Here is a 19,922-nt window from a genome sequence, read left to right on the forward strand (position 1 = left end):
CTAACACGTGAAGCAGGAAAGGGCGGACGAACCGCCCTTTTGCGTGCACCGTTACGGTGTCACAATGTTAAACCAGAAATCAAACTTGTCCATATAGCTAAGCATGGCATCAAGTTTCGCGCTGTCGCCAGTAATTTTAATATTTCCGTTGTCCTGAGCCTGTTTCAGCGTCACCTCCTTGAGGATGATTTTATTCAGGGTGTCACGGTTAAGCGTCAGCGTCGCGTCCGCATCTTTTGCTTCTGCGTTCGCCGTGTGGTTCAGCACGCCGTTTTCCAGCTCGAGTTTGTACTTCCCGCCATCGCTGCCCAGATCGATGTTAAACACCGATTTGGCGTCACCCCCTTTTTGTCCGTTGATATGGACAGCCAGATAGTCAAAGAACATCTCCGGCGTCATCGCGCGCACCGTATCCGGGCTGGCGGTGTTCGGCGTTGGCCCTTTCACCACGCCGTTACGCAGCTCCTGCGCGCCGGTCAGGTAGAAGTTACGCCACGGCCCGGATTCAGCCTGATAGCCAAGCTGTTCCAGCGCATCCGCTTCCAGGTTGCGTGCCGCCTGGTTGTTTGGATCGGCAAAGACAACTTTGCTCACCACCTGCGCCACCCAGCGGTAGTTCCCCTGGTCGAAGTCGGTTTTCGCCTTGTTCAGGATGGCATCCGCGCCGCCCATATACTCCACGAATTTCTTCGCGCCTTCTTCAGGCGGGAGTTCATCCAGCGTTGCCGGGTTGCCGTCAAACCAGCCCAGATACAGCACATAGGTGGCTTTTACGTCATGGCTCACCGAACCGTAATAGCCGCGGTTAGCCCAGGTATGCGCCAGTGAATCCGGGAGCTTAAAGTTAGCGGCGATTTCGTCGCGCGTCAGCCCTTCGTTCGCCATACGCAGCGTCTGGTCGTTGATGTAACGATAGAGATCGCGCTGGCTTTTCAGCAGCTTGACGACGTTTTCGTTGCCCCAGGTCGGCCAGTGGTGCTGCGCCATGATGATTTCAGCTTTGTCACCCCAGCGCACAATCGCCTGGTTGATGTATTTCGACCACGGCAGCGGCTCGCGGATTTTGGCCCCGCGCAGAGAGTAGGTGTTGTGCAGGGTATGGGTCACGTCCTCAGCGGATTCAATCAGTTTTTTCTCTTCGATATACCAGAGCATTTCCGATGGCGCTTCGGATCCCGGTGCGAGCATAAAATTATAGGTCAGGCCGTCGATAACCTCTTTCTGCCCGTCTTTCTCTATGATGTTAGTCGGGGCAATCAGCGTGACCGTCCCGGCGGAGGTCGTTGTTCCAAGACCGGCACCCACCTGACCTTTGGCATCGGGCTTCAGCAGGTTGCCATACATATAGCTGGCGCGGCGGCTCATCACGTTGCCCGCCATGATATTCTCGGCAACGGCCGCTTCCATAAACCCGGCTGGCGCGTAGACCTTCACTTTGCGGGACTTCACGTCGGCTTCATCCACCACGCCGCGCACGCCGCCATAGTGGTCAACGTGGCTGTGGGTATAAATAATGGCGACGACAGGCTTCTTGCCGCGATTTTTAAAATAGAGATCCATCCCGACCTTCGCCGTTTCTGCCGACACCAGCGGGTCAACCACGGTAATACCTTCTTTCCCTTCAATGATGGTCATATTTGACAGGTCAAGATTTCGGATCTGATATACGCCGTCGGTGACTTCAAACAGGCCGCTAATATTAATCAGCTGAGATTGACGCCATAAGCTGGGATTAACGGAGTCCGGTGCTTTATCGCCTTCTTTAATAAACGAATATTACTGTGGATCCCAGATGATATTCCCTTGTTCCCATTTGATAATTTCCTGAGGAATCGGTGCAATAAAGCCTTTGTGGGCGTTCGTAAAATCGGTGTTGTCGGAGAAAGGCAGCTGATTAAAGAGGGCGTTATTGGCTTGTTGCGTTGCTGCCGTGGCATCCTTCGGGGCTTCTGCGGCATACGCGGAACTGACGGAAATAACAAGTCCAGCCAGAGCAAGACTCCTGACGATCAAATTGAATTTCATCCTAAACCTCTCAGTGATGTATTACGTCGCTTGTGGAAAATTCGCGTCCTGGCTGAAAGTGGTTCAAGAAATGCAAGGGAAATAAACGAGGTAGAAATAACTATAATCGGGGAGTGGTATTCAGCAAGTAAATGGATGAAAAACCGGGCATTGCGCCCGGTACGTTATTTATTTCTGTTCGTCTTTCTTCTTCCCGAGCGTTGGCGTCTCATCGAAGAAGTTCCACGGTTTAAGCAGGGTATGTACCCATTCCGTCGGCATAATCGGCCACTCCTCCGCGCGGGCGACGTGGGTGGTGCCGGTGGTCATCCAGACCACGTCATCCTGATCGTTGAGCGACTCGTTATCCTTGCTGTACTGTCCGAGGCCCGTGTCGTGTACGGAGCGGTTCGGGAATTTCCCTTCAGGGTAGAGCTCATCCGGGTGGTAACGGGTCACCCACAGCTGTTTGTCCATAAAGCTCAGGCGATGGTAAATCCACTCGTCCGGGGCAAATTTCGCCCCGGTCGCCACCGGGTGCGTCCCCCCCGCGTAAGGGATAATCTGGTACGAGACCGGGTTGCCCATGCGGTTCTCTTTACTTGTGTTGCTCAGCAGTCGAATGGTGCCCGGGTCGAACTTCTGCGCCGCCTGCTGCTCGGTATCAATATCGTACTGATTGATCTGCATGGTGCTGGTGCGCGGGCCCCCGGCGGTATTCGGCTTCACTTCCGGATCCATCGCCACCAGCTTGTTGTTGATGCCGTCCACGTCCATATCAAGACGGAAGTTGTAGATGTGCTGGTGGGTGGTGCCCACGATGTTATGGTCGATCAGCGTGCCGTATTTGGTGTCGTCTTTTGCGGTGGCGTCGTGCATGGTTTTCGCCTGAACGCCTTTCACCGCTTCGATACCCGTCGCGCCGGCATCAATGCCGATGGTGCCATTTTCATGAAACACCCAGTCGAAGATGTAATCGTAGTTGCCCACGGTACTCACCCAGCGCACCACCAGCTCGCGGCGCTCGGTGCTGACGTTTGGCTGGCCCATCTCCTGATGTTTGTATTCCGGCCCCGCGTAGCGTTCGAAAATGGCGATCGCGCGCGGGATCTCCATCGGCGCGCCGGTGTAATCCGGGATAGTTTCATTGAGCATCACGGCGTTGGACGGCACGTCTTTACCGCGTACCAGCGGTGAGGTCAGGGTGCCCATACCGTAGTCGCCGGAGTCGAGATAGGCTTTAAAGTACCAGCCCACGTCCGGATCGCCGTAAGGGACGATCATGCCGCCGAGCGACCCCTGATACATAATCTGGCGCTTTTTGCCGTTGTCGTTATACGTGACGGTTGAAATCATCGGGCCGACGCGGGAGTCCAGGCTCAGGTGGAAATCCCAGTTCTGCCAGTGCACCATATCGCCGGTGATGGTGTAGTTCTTGCCTTCCGGCTCGGTGATGTTGAGCGGTTTTTTCGGCGTCTCAACGCGGTCGCGGCCATCATAGGGACGCGGGGTCATGGGAACCGGAACAACGGCGCCTTCTTCAATCTTCTGGATCTTTTTCTGTTCAAGATCGACCACGGCCACCAGGTTTTCAATCGGGTGCGCCCAGTAGTTGCCGTCGCCCACGTCCAGATAGCTCACCACCTTCAGCAGGCGATCTTCCTGCTTCAGGCCGTCTTTACCGTCGAAATAGCCGACGGTCAGCGGCGTGGTAATCACTTTTTTCGGGTCGGTGATGCCGTGTTTTTTAAGCACCTCGGCGAACTCGGTACTTTCGTTAATGATCTGCTGAACCGCGGTGAAATCATCCAGCAGCACCATGCCGTGCGCGTCTTTCACCGGTTCCCAACGCAGGATTTTTTTATCCTTCAGGTCCACCACGCTTTCGATAACGTGCTTGCCATCGAGCATGACGATCTTCGCCTGGCGAGGGGCATCCACTGCCGTACCGTTAAGCACAAAGTCCCACACTTTGGCTTTCTCGGGCTCTGCCAGGGCGATCTGGGTAAAGCGGGTATTCGGTTTAAAGTCCGCCGAGGTTTTCACAATCTCAACGGCCTGCTTAATTTCGTCCGCCGTTAGCGCGTTTAACGGGTGAGGGCGTTTTTCTACCTGGAAGGTCTGGTCAAGACCGGACTGGAAAACATCGTTGATAAAGGTATCGGAAATAAAGGCTTTCTTGCCTTTCATCACCACCGGCACCTCAAGCCTGAGGGTTTTACCGTTGACGATGGCGGTTTTTGCGCCCGGTTTAACCTTCACAAAGGCACCGTCTTTTGCAATGGTGAACATCTGTGCGTAATCATCCCACTGAACGTCCGCGCCAAAGTCCTGCAGCGTTTTGTCCATCGGGACCATATGCGCCTCGCTGCCGTGGGCGAAAACAGGGGATTGCCAGGCGCAACACAGCGCAACGGCCATGGCCAGCGCCGTTCTACGGGCAGAAAAAGAAGAATTGCTTCCCATCGTAGACCTCATCTTGTTGTGTTTATTGTGTTGTGACAGCCTTATCCTGACAGGCGCCTGAGAAAAGCGTTTGCCTGCATCTGCCAGATTATTTGTCAGTCTTGCCAGGTTAAAAAAAGAGCGGGGATACATCACATGCCGGGCCATTTCCTCTCCCCACAAATGATGTCAGCACAGGCGACCCCCTCTCCCTTGAGGGAGAGGGCTGGGGTGAGGGGGAACATACGGCTGTAGTGGTCATTCCGTTCACTTTATGTTCCTTGCTACTCTGTAACGACATGACCGGTGAACGTGCCAGGGTGGCTCAGTCGCCACCACCCTGGCGACCCGGGCTCCCGGCGGTAAATCGCCGCTTCGCGGTTCCCTCAGCTTATTCCTTCAGGCTATCGGGTCGGGCATGAGCCTGCATCCCTGCAGGCCACGCCCTCTCGGCGCATCCCTGCGCCTCGCCCCGGCCTTACGGAAACGCCTCGGCGATTTACAGCCGGACCAGGGCATCGCTGTAAGCCATTCATTTTCCTGAAGCAACATTTATCGCTTCCGGTTAAAAAAATTACTGGGATTCCTCTCCCTTTGGGGAGAGGGTCAGGGTGAGGGGCGTTAGCTGAATTCGCCCTGCTGGCGCGCCACCAGCGTCAGAATGGAGTAGAGGGCCACGGCCTGCTGGTGCTGGTTGAAGATCTCAACCGCCCATTCCACCACGCCGGTCGGTTTTTCCTCGGCGGTACGCTGTTTCTTCAGCGTTTTACGTTTGCAGGTCAGACGCACCTGAATGGTATCGCCCGGCTTAACCGGCTCGATAAAGCGCAGGTTCTCCATGCCGTAGTTAGCAATGACTGGCCCGACGCCCGCATCAACAAACAGTCCCGCTGCGGCGGAAATCAGGAAGTAGCCGTGCACCACGCGCTCGCCGAAGATCGACTCTGCCGCGCCGATCTTGTCCATATGGGCGTAGAAGTGGTCCCCGCTCAGGCAGGCAAAGTTCACAATGTCCGCTTCCGTGAGGGTGCGGCGCGGCGTCAGCAGGCTATCGCCCGGCTGCAGCTCCTCAAAGTATTTGCGGAACGGATGCACGCGATCTTCCTGCACCGTTGCGCCACGCACCCACTGTTTGCCAATGGCCGCCAGCATCGTCGGGCTACCCTGAATAGCGGTGCGCTGCAGGTAGTGCTTCACCGCGCGCAGGCCGCCCAGCTCTTCGCCGCCGCCCGCGCGGCCCGGGCCGCCGTGCACCAGCTGAGGAAGCGGGGAGCCGTGGCCGGTAGACTCTTTGGATGATTCCTCGTTAAGGATTTGAATACGCCCGTGGGCGCGCGCCGCACCGGCAATAAACTGGCGGGCAATGCCCAGGTCTGCGGTGACCAGCGTACCCGCCAGGCTGCCGCCGCCCGCGCGGGCAAGCTGCATCGCGTGGCGTGCGTTGCGATACGGCATCAGCGTTGCCACCGGGCCGAAGGCTTCGGTAGAGTGGACGGCCGGGCTTTCGTCCGGCTGCGGGCAGAACAGCAGGGTCGGCGGGAAGAACGCGCCCGCGGCCTGCAGATCCGCTTTGCCACCCAGACGGATCTGGCAGCCTGCAGCGATCAGCTGATCCACTTTCTCCTGCACGTCCGCGCGCTGTTCGGCGTTGACCAGCGCACCCATCTTCACCCCTTCCTGCGCCGGGTCGCCCACCACCACTTTTTCCAGGCGGGCAATCAGCGCCTGGCTCACGGCGTCAATCTGGTTTTGCGGGACGATAATCCGGCGAATGGCCGTACATTTTTGCCCGGCCTTAGCGGTCATCTCGCGGACGACTTCCCGGACGAACAGCGCAAACTCCGGCTGGTCTGGCGTAACGTCTTCCCCCAGCACGCAGCAGTTCAGGGAGTCGGCCTCCATGGTGAACGGAATCGAATTCGCCACGATATTCGGGTGCACGCGCAGGCTTTGCCCTGTACTGGCGGAGCCGGTAAAGGTCACGACGTCCTGGCTGTCGAGCTGGTCGAGCAGATCCCCCGCGCCGCCGCAGATCAGGCTGATGGCACCGTCCGGCACCAGTCCGCTGTCGACGATGGATTTCACCATCGCCTGCGTTACCTGTGCGGTAGCGGTAGCGGGTTTAATGATGGCGGGCATCCCGGCAAGCCAGGTCGGCGCCAGCTTTTCCAGCATCCCCCAGCAGGGGAAGTTAAAGGCGTTGATGTGCACCGCCACCCCGGATTTTGAGGTCAGGACGTGGCGCGCCGCAAAGCCGCCTTCTTTCGACAGCGGGATTAACTCATCTTCCGGCCACAGCGTGTCATCCGGCAGCTCGCGGCTGCCCAGGCTGGCGTAAGTGAAGAGGGTGCCGATGCCGCCTTCAATATCTACCCAGCTGTCCGCCTTCGTCGCGCCCGTCTGGGCCGACAGGGCATAAAACGTCTCTTTCTCGCTAAGCAGGTGCTTTGCCACCGCCTTCAGCATGGCCGCACGTTCGATAAAGGTCATCTCGTGAAGCGCTTCACCGCCGCGCTCAATCGCATAGCGACGGGCGGCCGCCATGTCCAGCCCTTCGCTGGTCACGCTCCACAGCGCTTCGCCACTGATGGCGTGATGAATAGTGCGTTCGCGGCCCCGGCCAGACTGCCAGGTACCGGACACGAAGCTGGCTAACTGCTGCATCGCTTATCTCCAAATGTTACGTAATTTACTCATTAATAGTTTAATCATGAATCATAAAAATCAAGCTGAGTTTTAATGAATTGTTAACATTGTGATCCGGTCTGATGAATTGCCGCGCGCAAAGCGGCTGTGCACAGGGCGTGCAGCAAAAGCCTTGCGAGCAACATCACAAAACCAGGAAACAATTCTTGGGGTTATATTTAACCTTTGTGTAACTTTTAAAAGACAAAGTGATTCAACATTACGCTTTAATTTGCAAACTAACGAATCATAAAGGTGATGACGTGACGCAAGAACAACGGTTTGAGCAGCGCATAGCGCAGGAGACGGCAATTGAGCCTCAGGACTGGATGCCTGACGCCTACCGTAAAACGTTGATCCGTCAGATTGGTCAGCATGCGCATTCCGAAATTGTCGGCATGCTGCCGGAGGGGAACTGGATCGCCCGCGCGCCGACGCTGCGCCGAAAAGCGATCCTGCTGGCGAAAGTGCAGGACGAAGCCGGGCACGGGCTCTACCTCTACAGCGCGGCGGAAACGCTGGGCTGCGCGCGGGAAGACATCTACCAGAAGATGCTCGACGGCAGGATGAAATACTCCTCCATCTTCAACTATCCGACCCTGAGCTGGGCCGATATCGGCGTGATCGGCTGGCTGGTGGACGGCGCTGCTATCGTCAACCAGGTGGCGCTGTGCCGGACCTCCTACGGTCCGTATGCCCGGGCGATGGTGAAAATCTGTAAAGAAGAGAGCTTCCACCAGCGCCAGGGCTTTGAGGCCTGCATGGCGCTGGCGCAGGGCAGCAAGGCCCAGCGTCAGATGCTGCAGGACGCCATCAACCGCTTCTGGTGGCCCGCGCTGATGATGTTCGGGCCGAACGACGACAACTCGCCGAACAGCGCCCGCAGCCTGGCCTGGAAAATCAAACGCTTCGGCAATGACGAACTTCGCCAGCGCTTTGTCGACAACACGGTGCCGCAGGTGGAGATGCTGGGCATGACGGTGCCGGATCCCGACCTGCGTTTGGATGAAGAGAGCGGTCACTACCGCTTCGGCGAGATCGACTGGCAGGAGTTTGAAGAGGTGATTAACGGACGCGGCATCTGCAACCACGAGCGCCTGGCCGCGAAACGAAAAGCCTGGGAAGAGGGGGCGTGGGTGCGGGAAGCCGCACTGGCGCACGCGGAAAAACAACACGCCCGCAAAGTGGCTTAAGAGGAATCACGATGAGCAACGTCTACTGGCCGCTGTACGAAGTGTTCGTACGCAGCAAACAAGGGTTATCTCACCGTCACGTGGGCAGTCTGCATGCCGCCGACGATCGCATGGCGCTGGAAAATGCGCGCGACGCATACACCCGCCGCAGCGAAGGGTGTTCTATCTGGGTGGTTAAGGCGAGCGAGATTGTCGCCTCCCAGCCGGAAGAGAGCGGCGAATTCTTCGACCCGGCGGAAAGCAAGGTTTACCGCCACCCGACGTTCTACACCATCCCTGACGGCATCGAGCATATGTGAGGCAAAGAATGAATTCAGTGACTGCCTATGCCCTGCGTCTGGGCGACAACGGTCTGGTGCTCTCCCAGCGTCTCGGCGCCTGGTGCGGCCACGCGCCGGAGCTGGAAATTGACCTCGCGCTCGCCAATATCGGTCTCGACCTGCTGGGCCAGGCGCGCAATTTCCTGAGCTATGCCGCGGAGCGGGAAGGCCAGGGCGATGAAGACACGCTGGCGTTTGGCCGCGACGAGCGCCAGTTCCGCAACGTGCTGCTGGTGGAGCAGCCGAACGGCAGCTTCGCCGACACGATTGCCCGCCAGTACCTGATGGATGCCTGGAACGTGGCGCTGTACGAACGGCTGACCCAAAGCAGCGACGGTCAGCTTGCGGCCATAGCCGCCAAAGCGATTAAAGAGGCGCGCTACCACCTGCGCTTCAGCCGCGGCTGGCTGGTGCGTCTGGGCGACGGGACCGAAACGTCCGCGCAAAAAATGCAGCAGGCTATCGACAGCCTGTGGCGTTTTACGGCGGAGCTGTTTGAAGCCGATGAGGTCGAGCTGGGGCTGATTGATGCCGGCGTGGCGGTTGACCCGCGCCTCCTGCGCCAGCCGTGGGAAAGCGAAGTGTTTGCCGGTCTGAATGAAGCCTGCCTGCAGGTTCCCGCAGAGGTAGCGTACCGCACCGGGGGCAAGAGGGGGCTGCATACCGAACATCTGGGCCCGATGCTGGCGGAGATGCAGTATCTCCAGCGCGCGTATCCCGGCCAGCAGTGGTAAAGGAGAACGCTATGCAACGCCTCGTCGACATCGCGCCCGCGCAAATTCCGCAGATCTGGGCGCTGTTAAGCCAGATCCCCGATCCGGAAGTGCCGGTGTTAACCATCACCGATTTAGGCATGGTGCGCAGCGTGAAGGCGCAGGGGGAAGGCTGGGTCATTGGCTTCACGCCAACCTACTCGGGCTGTCCGGCAACGGAACACCTGCTGGGGGCGATCCGCGATGCGATGACCGCTCACGGTTTTACCCCGGTGCACATTGTGCTCCAGCTTGACCCCGCCTGGACCACCGACTGGATGACCGCCGACGCGCGCGAGCGCCTGCGGGCGTACGGCATCAGCCCACCCGTGGGGCATAGCTGCCATGCGCACGTTCCGGCAGAGGTGACCTGCCCGCGCTGCGCCAGCACCGACACCGCGCTTATCAGTGAATTTGGTTCGACGGCCTGCAAAGCGCTCTACCGCTGCAATACCTGCCGCGAGCCCTTCGACTATTTCAAATGCATTTGAGGCTGCCATGACAACGTTTCATTCATTAACAGTGGCAAAAGTGGAACCCGAAACCCGCGACGCGGTGACCATCACGTTCGCGGTGCCGCAGGCGCTGCAGGACGCCTACCGCTTCCGCCCCGGCCAGCACCTGACGTTAAAAACGAAGCTTGACGGGGACGAGCTGCGCCGCTGCTACTCCATCTGCCGGAGTACCGCCCCGGGCGAAATCAGCGTGGCGGTCAAAGCCATCGACGGCGGCCGCTTTTCCCGCTATGCGCGGGATGAGATCAAAGCGGGTATGGCCCTGGAGGTAATGGTTCCTCAGGGTCAGTTTGGCTACCAGCCGCGGGCTGAACGTGAAGGCCACTATCTGGCGATTGCGGCAGGCTCCGGGATCACCCCGATGCTGGCGATTATCTCCGCTACGCTGGCAACCGAACCCAACAGCCAGTTCACCCTGATCTACGGCAACCGCAGCAGCCAGAGCATGATGTTCCGCCAGGCGCTGGCGGACCTGAAGGACAAGTACACGCAGCGGCTGCAGCTGGTCTCTATCTTCAGCCAGGAGCGGCTGGACAGCGATCTGCTCTTTGGCCGCATTGACGGGGAAAAGCTGCAGGCGCTGGCGAAAACCCTGATCAACTTCCGCCAGTACGACGAGGCGTTTATCTGCGGTCCGTCGGCGATGATGGACGACGCCGAAGCGACGCTGAAGGCGCTGGGGATGCCGGACAAATCCATTCACCTTGAGCGCTTTAACACCCCGGGGACCACCGCTAAACGCGCGGTGCACGTCCAGGCGGAAGGGCAGAAAGTGACCGTGCGCCAGGACGGGCGCGACCGCGAAATCACCCTGACGGCTGACGACGAAAGCATCCTGGATGCCGCCCTGCGTCAGGGGGCGGATCTCCCGTATGCCTGCAAGGGCGGCGTGTGCGCCACCTGTAAATGCAAAGTGCTGCGCGGGAAGGTGGATATGGCGACCAACTACAGCCTGGAGCCGGACGAGCTGGCCGCCGGGTACGTGCTGAGCTGCCAGTCGCTGCCGTTAACCGCCGACGTGATCGTCGACTTCGACGCGAAGGGGATGGCATGAGCGAACTGATTGTTACCCGTCATGGCCGCGTGCTGCAGCTGACGCTGAACCGTCCGGCGGCGCGCAACGCCCTGAACAACGCGCTGTTAACCCAGATTGCTGAGCAGCTTGAGGCCGCCGCCGTGGATGCTGACATTTCCGTCTGCGTGATTTACGGCAGCGAGCGCTGCTTTGCCGCCGGGGCCGATCTCAACGAAATGGCAGAGAAAGACCTGCCCGCTACCCTGAATGATATCCGCCCGCAGCTGTGGGCGCGCGTTAACGCGTTCAGCAAACCGCTGATCGCCGCCGTGAACGGCTTCGCGCTGGGCGCAGGCTGCGAGCTGGCGCTGCTGTGCGACGTGGTCATTGCTGGCGATAACGCCCGTTTTGGCCTGCCGGAAATCACGCTGGGCATTATGCCCGGCGCGGGCGGCACCCAGCGTCTTATCCGCAGCGTCGGTAAATCCCTTGCCAGCAAAATGGTTCTGACCGGCGAGAGTATCTCCGCGCAGCAGGCGCTGAGCGCCGGGCTGGTGAGCGACGTGTTCCCGGCAGCGCTGACGCTGGAGTATGCCCTGAAGCAGGCGGCGCTGATGGCGCGCCACTCTCCGCTGGCGCTGCAGGCGGCGAAACAGGCGCTGCGCCAGTCTCAGGAGGTGCCGCTCCAGGCCGGTCTGGCCCAGGAGCGCCAGCTGTTTACGCTGCTTTCTGCCACCGAAGACCGCCGGGAAGGCATCGACGCCTTCTTACAAAAACGCACCCCCGACTTTAAAGGACGCTAATTGTGGAATTTATTCTCAGTCATGTTGAGCAGGGCGTAATGACCATTACGCTGAACCGTCCGGAGCGTCTGAACAGCTTTAACGACGTGATGCACCAGCAGCTTGCCGAGTGCCTGAAGCAGGCCGAGCGGGATGACACCGTTCGCTGCCTGCTGATCACCGGGGCCGGACGCGGCTTTTGCGCCGGTCAGGATTTGAACGACCGCAACGTTGACCCCAACGGCCCGGCGCCGGATCTGGGGATGTCCGTTGAAACTTTCTATAACCCGCTGGTACGCCGCCTGGCAAAGCTGCCGAAACCGGTCATTTGCGCCGTTAACGGCGTGGCGGCCGGCGCGGGGGCCACGCTGGCGCTGGGGTGCGACATGGTGATTGCCGCGCGTTCGGCCAACTTCGTGATGGCCTTCAGCAAGCTCGGCCTGGTGCCGGACTGCGGCGGCACATGGCTGCTGCCGCGCGTGGCCGGACGCGCCCGCGCCATGGGGCTGGCGCTGCTCGGCGACAAACTCAGCGCCGAACGGGCGCAGGCGTGGGGGATGATCTGGCAGGTGGTGGATGACGAACAGCTCTCCACTACGGCGCAGCAGATGGCGCTGCATTTTGCCTCTCAGCCGACCTTCGGGCTGGGACTGATCAAGCAGGCCATCAACGCCGCGGAAACCAATACTCTGGACGCCCAGCTCGATCTGGAGCGCGACTATCAGCGTCTGGCCGGACGCAGCGACGATTACCGCGAGGGCGTCAGCGCCTTCCTGGCGAAGCGCGCGCCGAACTTTACGGGGAAATAAGATGCTGAACATACGCACTGTCGCCGTGATTGGCAGCGGCACGATGGGCGCAGGGATTGCCGAAGTCGCCGCCAGCCATGGTCATCAGGTTCTGATCTACGACATCTCCAGCGACGCGATATCGCGCGCCATCGACGGGATCCGCCAGCGTCTGGCCTCCCGGGTGACGCGCGGAAAACTCTCCGCCGATGCCGGGAGCCAGATCCTCGCCCGGCTGGTTTCGGTCACGGATATCGAGGCGCTCTCCGCGGCCGATCTGGTCATTGAAGCGGCCTCCGAGCGTCTGGAGGTGAAAAAGGCGCTGTTTGCACAGCTGGCTGAGATCTGCCCGCCGCAGACGGTGCTGACCAGTAATACCTCATCCATCTCCGTTACGGCGATTGCGGCGGACGTCCACCACCCGGAGCGCGTCGCAGGGCTGCATTTCTTCAACCCGGCGCCGGTGATGAAGCTTGTAGAGGTAGTCAGCGGGCTGGCGACCTCTCCGGAAGTGGCCGACGCGCTGTGCGAGCTGGCGCTGAACTGGGGCAAACAGCCCGTTCGCTGCCACTCAACGCCGGGGTTCATCGTCAACCGCGTCGCCCGTCCGTTCTATTCCGAAGCCTGGCGCGCGCTGGAAGAGCAGGTCGCGCCGCCGGAGGTGATTGATGCCGCCCTGCGCGAAGGCGGCGGTTTCCCGATGGGGCCGCTGGAGCTGACCGACATGATTGGTCAGGACGTGAATTTCGCGGTGACCTGCTCGGTGTTTAACGCCTTCTGGCAGGAGCGTCGTTTTCTGCCTTCGCTGGTCCAGCAGGAGCTGGTGCTGGCAGGAAGGCTGGGCAAAAAGAGCGGGAAGGGCGTCTACGACTGGCAGGGTGACAAACCCGCCGTGCAGTGGATGCTGGCCGTCAACGACAGCTACAGTCCGATGCGCGTGGAAAAAAGACGTGACGGTGTCACCGAAATTGATGATGTATATCTGATTGAAACGCAGGGCGAAACCGCTCAGGCGCTGGCGCTGCGGCTCAACGGCGCGGTGGTGGTGGTGGACCGCATTGAGCGCGACGTGGCGGTGATTGCAGCGGCCGCCAGCAACCCGCACACCGCGACGCAAAAGGTCATCCGCTACCTGCAGCAGCAGGGTAACCGGGTGGTGCAGATTGCCGATTATCCCGGCCTGCTGGTCTGGCGCACGCTGGCGATGATTGCCAACGAAGCGCTGGATGCCCTGCAAAAAGGGGTCGCCAGCGAGAAGGACATCGACACTGCCATGCGCCTGGGCGTGAACTACCCGAGCGGGCCGATCGCCTGGGGCGAGCGACTGGGCTGGCAGCGGCTGCTGACGCTGCTGGAGAACCTGCAGCGTCATTACGGCGAAGAGCGCTATCGCCCCTGTTCACTGCTGCGCCAGCGCGCGCTTCTGGAGAGTAGCTATGAGTCATAACGCCTGGCATAACGCACGCGCGATGTACGAACGGGACGCCTGCGCGCAGGCGATGGGGATGGACATTGTCGACATGGATGAAGGCTACGCGGTGGTGACCATGACCATCACTCCGCAGATGCTTAACGGCCACAAAACCTGCCACGGCGGACAGCTTTTTTCGCTGGCAGACACCGCCTTTGCCTACGCCTGCAACAGCCAGGGGCTGGCGGCGGTAGCCTCTGGCTGCTCGATTGATTTTCTGCGTCCGGGCTTTGCCGGGGACACGCTCACCGCCACCGCGCGGGTGATGCACCAGGGTAGGCTGACCGGCGTGTACGACATTGAAATCCAGAACCAACAACAGAAAACCGTCGCCCTTTTTCGCGGGAAATCTCACCGCATCGGCGGCAGCGTGACAGGAGAGGCAGATGCGTGACGCATTTATTTGTGATGGCGTTCGAACCCCGGTGGGGCGCTACGGCGGCGCGCTTGCCGCAGTCCGAACCGACGATCTCGGTGCCGTGCCGCTGCGCGCGCTGCTGGCCCGCTATCCCCAGCTCGACCTCGAGCGGATCGACGACGTGATTTTCGGCTGCGCCAACCAGGCGGGGGAAGATAACCGCAACGTGGCGCGCATGTCGTCCCTGCTCGCCGGTCTGCCGCAGACGGTGTCCGGAACCACCATTAACCGCCTGTGCGGGTCGGGGCTGGACGCGATTGGGTTTGCGGCGCGCGCCATTAAGGCGGGCGATGGCGACCTGCTGATCGCGGGCGGCGTGGAGTCGATGTCGCGCGCGCCGTTTGTGATGGGCAAAGCCACCGCCGCGTTTCAGCGTCAGGCGGAAATCTTTGATACCACCATCGGCTGGCGATTTGTGAATCCGCTCATGCATCAGCAATTCGGAACTGACAGTATGCCGGAAACGGCAGAGAATGTAGCTGAATTGTTAAATATCAGCCGTGCCGATCAGGACGCGTTCGCGCTGCGCAGCCAGCAGCGTACCGCGCAGGCGCAGCAGAACGGCATTCTGGCGCAGGAGATTGTGCCGGTACCGGTGCCGGGCAAAAAAGGGACGGTCACTGAGTTCTGCGTGGATGAACATCCGCGCGCGGACACCACGCTCGAGCAGCTTGCCGGTCTGAAAACGCCGTTTCGTAAGAACGGGGTGGTTACGGCGGGAAATGCCTCTGGGGTCAACGACGGCGCTGCGGCGCTGATCGTCGCCAGCGAGAAGATGGTGCTGGCGCAGGGGCTAGTCCCGCGCACGCGGATCGTAGCGATGGCGACGGCAGGCGTGGAGCCTCGTCTGATGGGGCTCGGCCCGGTACCCGCTACCCGTAAGGTGCTGGAGCGCGCCGGACTCAGTATTAACGATATGGACGTGATCGAGCTTAACGAAGCTTTCGCCTCGCAGGCGCTGGGCGTGCTGCGTCAGCTGGGCCTGCCGGATGATGCCGCGCACGTCAACCCGAACGGTGGCGCGATTGCGCTGGGCCACCCGCTGGGAATGAGCGGTGCCAGACTGGCGCTGGCCGCGAGCAACGAACTGCACCGACGCGGCGGGCGCTACGCGCTGTGTACGATGTGCATCGGTGTGGGTCAGGGCATTGCCATGATCCTTGAGCGTGTTTGAGCATAAAAACAATGTGAGTACCCTACAATGACAAATACAACAAAGCTTGATCCGATTGAAACGGCCTCCCTTGACGAGTTACAGGCGCTGCAGACCGAGCGTCTGAAATGGACGCTGCATCACGCCTACAACAACGTTCCGATGTACAAACGCAAGTTTGACGCCGCGGGCGTTCACCCTGACGATTTCAAAGAGCTGGCGGATATCCGCAAATTCCCGTGCACCACCAAGCAGGACCTGCGGGATAATTATCCTTTCGATACCTTTGCCGTGCCGATGGAGCAGGTGGTGCGTATTCATGCGTCATCCGGCACCACCGGCAAACCGACCGTTGTCGGCTACACGCAGGGCGACATCGACAACTGGGCCAATCTGGTGGCCCGCTCCCTGCGCGCGGCGGGCGGCAGCGCTAAGGACAAAATTCACGTGGCGTATGGCTACGGCCTGTTTACCGGCGGACTGGGCGCGCACTACGGTGCCGAGCGTTTAGGCGCGACGGTGATCCCGATGTCCGGCGGCCAGACGGAGAAACAGGCGCAGCTGATCCGTGATTTCCAGCCGGATATGATCATGGTAACGCCGTCCTACTGCCTCAACCTGATTGAGGAGCTGGAGCGCCAGATGGGCGGTGATGCCAGCGGCTGTTCCCTGCGCGTGGGCGTCTTCGGCGCCGAGCCGTGGACGCAGGCCATGCGTCGCGAAATCGAAAAACGCTTAGGCATTACCGCGCTGGATATCTATGGTCTTTCCGAAGTGATGGGGCCGGGCGTGGCGATGGAGTGTATCGAAACCGTCGACGGCCCAACCATCTGGGAAGATCACTTCTACCCGGAGATCGTTAACCCGAACGACGGCACGCCGCTGGATGACGGGCAGCAGGGCGAACTGCTGTTCACCACGCTGACCAAAGAGGCGCTGCCGGTGATCCGCTACCGCACCCGCGACCTGACGCGCCTGCTGCCTGCCACCGCGCGAAGCATGCGTCGTATGGACCGGATCAGCGGGCGCAGTGACGACATGCTGATCATCCGCGGCGTCAACGTCTTCCCGTCGCAGCTGGAAGAGGAGATCGTGAAGTTCGAACACCTTTCTCCGCACTACCAGCTGGAGGTGAACCGTCGCGGGCATCTTGATTCACTTTCCGTGAAGGTGGAGCTGAAAGAGAGCAGCTTAACCCTGACGCACGAGCAGCGCTGTCAGGTGTGCCACCAGCTGCGCCACCGCATTAAGTCGATGGTGGGGATTTCCACCGACGTGACGATCGTGAACTGCGGCAGCATCCCGCGCTCGGAGGGGAAAGCCTGTCGGGTGTTTGACTTACGTAAAGTTGCGGCCAACGGTTGAGTTTCCCTCACCCCAGCCCTCTCCCAAAGGGAGAGGGTGTAAAAAGTACCCTCTCCCTTTGGGAGAGGGTTAGGGTGAGGGGGAAACCCCAGAATCCTATGCTATGATTCATCCAGGACAAAAATAACAACAGAATGAATCACATGAATAAACTCGACGCCTTCATCCAGCACGCGGTCAGCTCCGTTCCCGTCAGTGGGACCTCGCTTATCTCCTCGTTATACGGTGACGCGCTTTCCCATCGCGGCGGTGAGATTTGGCTCGGCAGCCTGGCCGCCCTGCTGGAAGGCATGGGGTTTGGCGAGCGCTTCGTGCGCACCGCGCTGTTTCGCCTCAACAAAGAGGGCTGGCTGGACGTTTCCCGCATCGGGCGTCGCAGCTTTTACCGCCTGAGCGATAAGGGGCTGCGCCTGACGCGTCGCGCGGAGAATAAGATTTACCGCGCGGAACTGCCCGCCTGGGACGGAAAATGGCTGTTGCTGCTCTCCGAAGGTCTGGATAAAACCACCCTTGCCGACGTCAAAAAACAGCTGATCTGGCAGGGTTTTGGCACGCTGGCGCCGAGCCTGATGGCCTCGCCGTCGCAGCATCTGGCGGACGTGCAGTCTCTGCTTCACGATGCTGGCGTGGCGGAAAACGTGATTTTTTTTGAAGCCCACTCGCCGCTGGCGCTCTCCCGCGCCGCGCTGCGTTCGCGGGTGGAAGAGTGCTGGCAGTTAACCGAGCAAAACGCGATGTACGAGTCCTTTATCAACTCGTTCCGGCCGCTGCTGCCGCTGCTGAAAGAGGCCGCGCCGGAGGAGCTGACGCCGGAACGCTGTTTCCAGATCCAGCTGCTGCTGATTCACTTTTATCGTCGCGTGGTGCTGAAAGACCCGCTGCTGCCGGAAGAGTTGCTGCCCGCGCACTGGGCGGGGCAAAGCGCCCGACAGCTCTGCATTAATATCTATCAGCGTGTCGCGCCGGGGGCGCTGGCGTTTGTCAGCGAGAAGGGCGAAACCTCCGTGGGCGAGCTGCCCGTGCCCGGCACGCTTTACTATCAACGCTTTGGTGGTCTTACAAGCGCATAAGGAGCGAAGATGCCAGTTTATCAAATTGACGGTCTGACGCCGGTCGTGCCGGACGAGAGCTATGTTCACCCGACGGCGGTGCTGATTGGCGACGTGATTCTGGGCAAAGGCGTTTATGTTGGTCCCAACGCCAGCCTGCGCGGTGATTTTGGCCGTATCGTGGTGAAAGACGGCGCCAATATTCAGGATAACTGCGTAATGCACGGCTTCCCGGAGCAGGACACGGTGGTGGAAGAGGACGGGCATATCGGCCACAGTGCCATTCTCCACGGCTGCGTGATCCGCCGCAATGCGCTGGTGGGCATGAACGCGGTGGTAATGGACGGCGCGGTCATCGGTGAAAACAGCATCGTCGGCGCGGCGGCGTTCGTGAAGGCGAAAGCGGAGATGCCCGCCAACCATTTGATCATCGGCAGCCCGGCCAAAGCGATTCGCGAACTCAGCGAGCAGGAGCTGGCGTGGAAGCAGCAGGGCACGCGGGAGTATCAGGTGCTGGTGGAGCGCTGCAAGCTCACTATGCACCAGGTGGAGCCGCTGCGCGAGGCTGAGCCTGACCGAAAACGGCTGACGTTTGATGAGAATTTAAGGCCGAAGTCGGCGGTGTAGGGCTCTGGCTGTCTTTTTTCGCCATATCCATTAATAGCGCGATGCCAATGTAATTACTCCAGTTAAAGGTATTTTGCAGCACCACCACCGCATTGCCTTTTTCTTTGTCATAGCCGATAAAGCTGGAGTAACCGCCGATATAGCCGACCTGATAGGTGATTTTTTCCAGACCGATAAAGTCGGTGGTCCAGGCAATACCCTGTACCCCGTCGGGACGTTGAATATCGGTATTTCTCACTTCGGCAAAGACATTGTCCAGCAGGGGATTGTGGGTCGTTGAGACGTGATAGCGGGCATAGGTCGCCAGATCTTCGGCGTTGCTGTATAAGCTCGCTGCCGCCACCATGTTGTTGGAAAAATGCCAGTCCGGGGTGAGCTGCCCGCGCGGGATAAATTTCGGCTGATCGCCCGCGTGGCCGAGCGCACGCTGAGGGTATCCTTTTAGCTGCCGGGGAATAAAGCTGCTGTTAGCCATTTGCAGCGGATGGAAAATATAGCGCGAGGCTAAACTCTGGATATCTTCGCCGGTTTTGTGTTTCAGGATATAGCCGATCAGGGCGTAGCCGGTATTAGAGTATTGCGGCACTTTATTTTTTGGCGCCCGCCAGTCGGCGAGAGAGCGCAGCACGTTATCGCTATCCAGCTCGCTATAGAAATTATCGCCGGTACTTAAGTAGCTGATGAATTTTCCAAGCATCGGAACATCCATATTCTGACGCGGCAGGCCGGAGGTGTGGGTTACCAGTTCAAGCAGGGTAATTTTTTGTGCATCCGCGCTAAGCGGCGTCCCTGGAGGTAGCAATGTTGCCAGGTTATCGTTCCAGTTCAGTTGCCCTTCATTTACCAGACAAGCCACCACTTCCGCCGTGATCCCTTTGCTGAGCGAGCCGAGCGCAAACAGGGTGTTGGGCCTGACCGGATAGCGATTGACCGCATCGGTTACGCCCCAGGTGTAAAACTGCGGCGAGCCGTGATTATGGATCACCGCGACCGTCATCCCGGGAACGGATTTTTGCGCCATATAGTGACGCACCACGCTGTCAACGTCGCCATCCAGCGAATCATGGGTGAGAAGTTCCTGAGTACCTTCCGGGGAGGACATCTGTGAGAGCGTGCCACAACCGCTGAGGAGTGGGAGAGTAAGCAGAAGCCAGCGAATATTTTTTGTTATGTTCTGCATACCTGATAGCGAGTGTGGTGGTCATTGACGCGCCAGGAATGTATCACACTTAGCCTGCGATGAGGGAATTTTTCGGATGGCCGAATTACCGTCTGTTTGGTGCCTGAAGTGGAAGTGTTACCGGCCTGACAAAGTTGCTGATATGATAATTTTTTGTTAA

Annotated in this window: 16 protein-coding genes and 1 pseudogene; 13 read left to right on the forward strand and 4 right to left on the reverse strand. The window is 59.6% G+C overall.

Annotated features, from left to right (window positions below; all coding sequences use genetic code 11):
• Positions 1-51 precede the first annotated feature (51 nt).
• The 3 genes and pseudogenes from DFO52_RS00710 to paaZ form a co-directional block, all read right to left on the reverse strand.
• Positions 52-2,025 (reverse strand): annotated as a pseudogene (locus tag DFO52_RS00710) (alkyl sulfatase dimerization domain-containing protein).
• 168 nt (positions 2,026-2,193) lie between these two features.
• Positions 2,194-4,470: a primary-amine oxidase gene (tynA, locus tag DFO52_RS00715; protein WP_133548795.1), complete on the reverse strand. Its 2,277-nt coding sequence runs from the start codon at positions 4,468-4,470 to the stop codon at positions 2,194-2,196.
• Positions 4,471-5,070: 600 nt separating this feature from the next.
• The gene (gene paaZ / locus DFO52_RS00720) at positions 5,071-7,113 is read right to left on the reverse strand and encodes a phenylacetic acid degradation bifunctional protein PaaZ (protein WP_133548797.1); all 2,043 of its coding nucleotides are present in this window, start codon (positions 7,111-7,113) and stop codon (positions 5,071-5,073) included.
• 284 nt (positions 7,114-7,397) lie between these two features.
• Here paaZ and paaA point away from each other — a divergent pair, with 284 nt between their 5' ends.
• The 13 genes from paaA to paaY all read left to right on the forward strand — a co-directional run bounded on the left by paaA (position 7,398) and on the right by paaY (position 18,582).
• Positions 7,398-8,327, forward strand: coding sequence for a 1,2-phenylacetyl-CoA epoxidase subunit PaaA (gene paaA, locus DFO52_RS00725; RefSeq protein ID WP_243737930.1), 930 nt, complete (start codon positions 7,398-7,400; stop codon positions 8,325-8,327).
• 11 nt (positions 8,328-8,338) lie between these two features.
• Positions 8,339-8,626 carry a 1,2-phenylacetyl-CoA epoxidase subunit PaaB gene (gene paaB / locus DFO52_RS00730; RefSeq protein WP_003857353.1) on the forward strand — a complete coding sequence of 96 codons (288 nt, stop codon included), beginning with the start codon at positions 8,339-8,341 and terminating at the stop codon, positions 8,624-8,626.
• An 8-nt stretch (positions 8,627-8,634) separates the two neighbouring features.
• Complete coding sequence (paaC, locus tag DFO52_RS00735; RefSeq protein ID WP_133548799.1) at positions 8,635-9,381, forward strand: 1,2-phenylacetyl-CoA epoxidase subunit PaaC; 747 nt, start codon at positions 8,635-8,637, stop codon at positions 9,379-9,381.
• 11 nt (positions 9,382-9,392) lie between these two features.
• Positions 9,393-9,890 (forward strand): 1,2-phenylacetyl-CoA epoxidase subunit PaaD, encoded by a 498-nt coding sequence (paaD, locus tag DFO52_RS00740; protein WP_133548801.1) that lies wholly within the window; start codon positions 9,393-9,395, stop codon positions 9,888-9,890.
• A 7-nt stretch (positions 9,891-9,897) separates the two neighbouring features.
• The gene (paaE, locus tag DFO52_RS00745) at positions 9,898-10,968 is read left to right on the forward strand and encodes a 1,2-phenylacetyl-CoA epoxidase subunit PaaE (RefSeq protein ID WP_133548803.1); all 1,071 of its coding nucleotides are present in this window, start codon (positions 9,898-9,900) and stop codon (positions 10,966-10,968) included.
• Positions 10,965-11,732: a 2,3-dehydroadipyl-CoA hydratase PaaF gene (gene paaF, locus DFO52_RS00750; RefSeq protein ID WP_133548805.1), complete on the forward strand. Its 768-nt coding sequence runs from the start codon at positions 10,965-10,967 to the stop codon at positions 11,730-11,732. The genes paaE and paaF overlap by 4 nt, the downstream gene beginning before the upstream one ends.
• Positions 11,732-12,520 (forward strand): 2-(1,2-epoxy-1,2-dihydrophenyl)acetyl-CoA isomerase PaaG, encoded by a 789-nt coding sequence (gene paaG, locus DFO52_RS00755; protein ID WP_133548807.1) that lies wholly within the window; start codon positions 11,732-11,734, stop codon positions 12,518-12,520. Before paaF ends, paaG begins: the two co-directional genes overlap by 1 nt.
• 1 nt (position 12,521) lies before the next feature.
• Positions 12,522-13,946 (forward strand): 3-hydroxyacyl-CoA dehydrogenase PaaH, encoded by a 1,425-nt coding sequence (gene paaH / locus DFO52_RS00760; protein WP_133548809.1) that lies wholly within the window; start codon positions 12,522-12,524, stop codon positions 13,944-13,946.
• Positions 13,936-14,364, forward strand: coding sequence for a hydroxyphenylacetyl-CoA thioesterase PaaI (gene paaI, locus DFO52_RS00765; protein WP_047647868.1), 429 nt, complete (start codon positions 13,936-13,938; stop codon positions 14,362-14,364). The genes paaH and paaI overlap by 11 nt, the downstream gene beginning before the upstream one ends.
• The gene (gene pcaF / locus DFO52_RS00770) at positions 14,357-15,562 is read left to right on the forward strand and encodes a 3-oxoadipyl-CoA thiolase (RefSeq protein ID WP_047647867.1); all 1,206 of its coding nucleotides are present in this window, start codon (positions 14,357-14,359) and stop codon (positions 15,560-15,562) included. Before paaI ends, pcaF begins: the two co-directional genes overlap by 8 nt.
• A 27-nt stretch (positions 15,563-15,589) precedes the next feature.
• Positions 15,590-16,906 (forward strand): phenylacetate--CoA ligase PaaK, encoded by a 1,317-nt coding sequence (gene paaK, locus DFO52_RS00775; protein WP_047647866.1) that lies wholly within the window; start codon positions 15,590-15,592, stop codon positions 16,904-16,906.
• Between the two features lie 134 nt (positions 16,907-17,040).
• A complete protein-coding gene (gene paaX / locus DFO52_RS00780; RefSeq protein ID WP_021241337.1) occupies positions 17,041-17,976 on the forward strand; it encodes a phenylacetic acid degradation operon negative regulatory protein PaaX in 936 nt (311 codons plus the stop codon).
• Between the two features lie 9 nt (positions 17,977-17,985).
• Positions 17,986-18,582, forward strand: a complete 597-nt coding sequence (gene paaY, locus DFO52_RS00785; RefSeq protein WP_023619119.1) for a phenylacetic acid degradation protein PaaY — start codon at positions 17,986-17,988, stop codon at positions 18,580-18,582.
• Here the strand turns inward: paaY and DFO52_RS00790 are convergent.
• A complete protein-coding gene (locus DFO52_RS00790; RefSeq protein WP_133548811.1) occupies positions 18,491-19,762 on the reverse strand; it encodes a serine hydrolase domain-containing protein in 1,272 nt (423 codons plus the stop codon). The two genes, paaY and DFO52_RS00790, sit on opposite strands and share 92 nt — an antisense overlap.
• Between the last annotated feature and the right edge of the window lie 160 nt (positions 19,763-19,922).

The sequence above is a fragment of the Enterobacter sp. AG326 genome (genome assembly GCF_004362415.1).
In the GTDB taxonomy this organism is placed as follows: domain Bacteria; phylum Pseudomonadota; class Gammaproteobacteria; order Enterobacterales; family Enterobacteriaceae; genus Enterobacter; species Enterobacter asburiae.

Excerpts from the sequence above, each read along its gene's own strand:
- paaI (WP_047647868.1), top strand. The coding sequence starts at position 13,936 with ATGAGTCATAACGCCTGGCATAACGCACGCGCGATGTACGAACGGGAC.
- paaY (WP_023619119.1), top strand. The coding sequence starts at position 17,986 with ATGCCAGTTTATCAAATTGACGGTCTGACGCCGGTCGTGCCGGACGAG.
- paaF (WP_133548805.1), top strand. The coding sequence starts at position 10,965 with ATGAGCGAACTGATTGTTACCCGTCATGGCCGCGTGCTGCAGCTGACG.
- paaB (WP_003857353.1), top strand. The coding sequence starts at position 8,339 with ATGAGCAACGTCTACTGGCCGCTGTACGAAGTGTTCGTACGCAGCAAA.
- paaX (WP_021241337.1), top strand. The coding sequence starts at position 17,041 with ATGAATCACATGAATAAACTCGACGCCTTCATCCAGCACGCGGTCAGC.
- DFO52_RS00790 (WP_133548811.1), bottom strand. The coding sequence starts at position 19,762 with ATGCAGAACATAACAAAAAATATTCGCTGGCTTCTGCTTACTCTCCCA.
- paaC (WP_133548799.1), top strand. The coding sequence starts at position 8,635 with ATGAATTCAGTGACTGCCTATGCCCTGCGTCTGGGCGACAACGGTCTG.
- paaK (WP_047647866.1), top strand. The coding sequence starts at position 15,590 with ATGACAAATACAACAAAGCTTGATCCGATTGAAACGGCCTCCCTTGAC.
- pcaF (WP_047647867.1), top strand. The coding sequence starts at position 14,357 with ATGCGTGACGCATTTATTTGTGATGGCGTTCGAACCCCGGTGGGGCGC.
- paaD (WP_133548801.1), top strand. The coding sequence starts at position 9,393 with ATGCAACGCCTCGTCGACATCGCGCCCGCGCAAATTCCGCAGATCTGG.
- paaZ (WP_133548797.1), bottom strand. The coding sequence starts at position 7,113 with ATGCAGCAGTTAGCCAGCTTCGTGTCCGGTACCTGGCAGTCTGGCCGG.
- paaH (WP_133548809.1), top strand. The coding sequence starts at position 12,522 with ATGCTGAACATACGCACTGTCGCCGTGATTGGCAGCGGCACGATGGGC.
- paaE (WP_133548803.1), top strand. The coding sequence starts at position 9,898 with ATGACAACGTTTCATTCATTAACAGTGGCAAAAGTGGAACCCGAAACC.
- tynA (WP_133548795.1), bottom strand. The coding sequence starts at position 4,470 with ATGGGAAGCAATTCTTCTTTTTCTGCCCGTAGAACGGCGCTGGCCATG.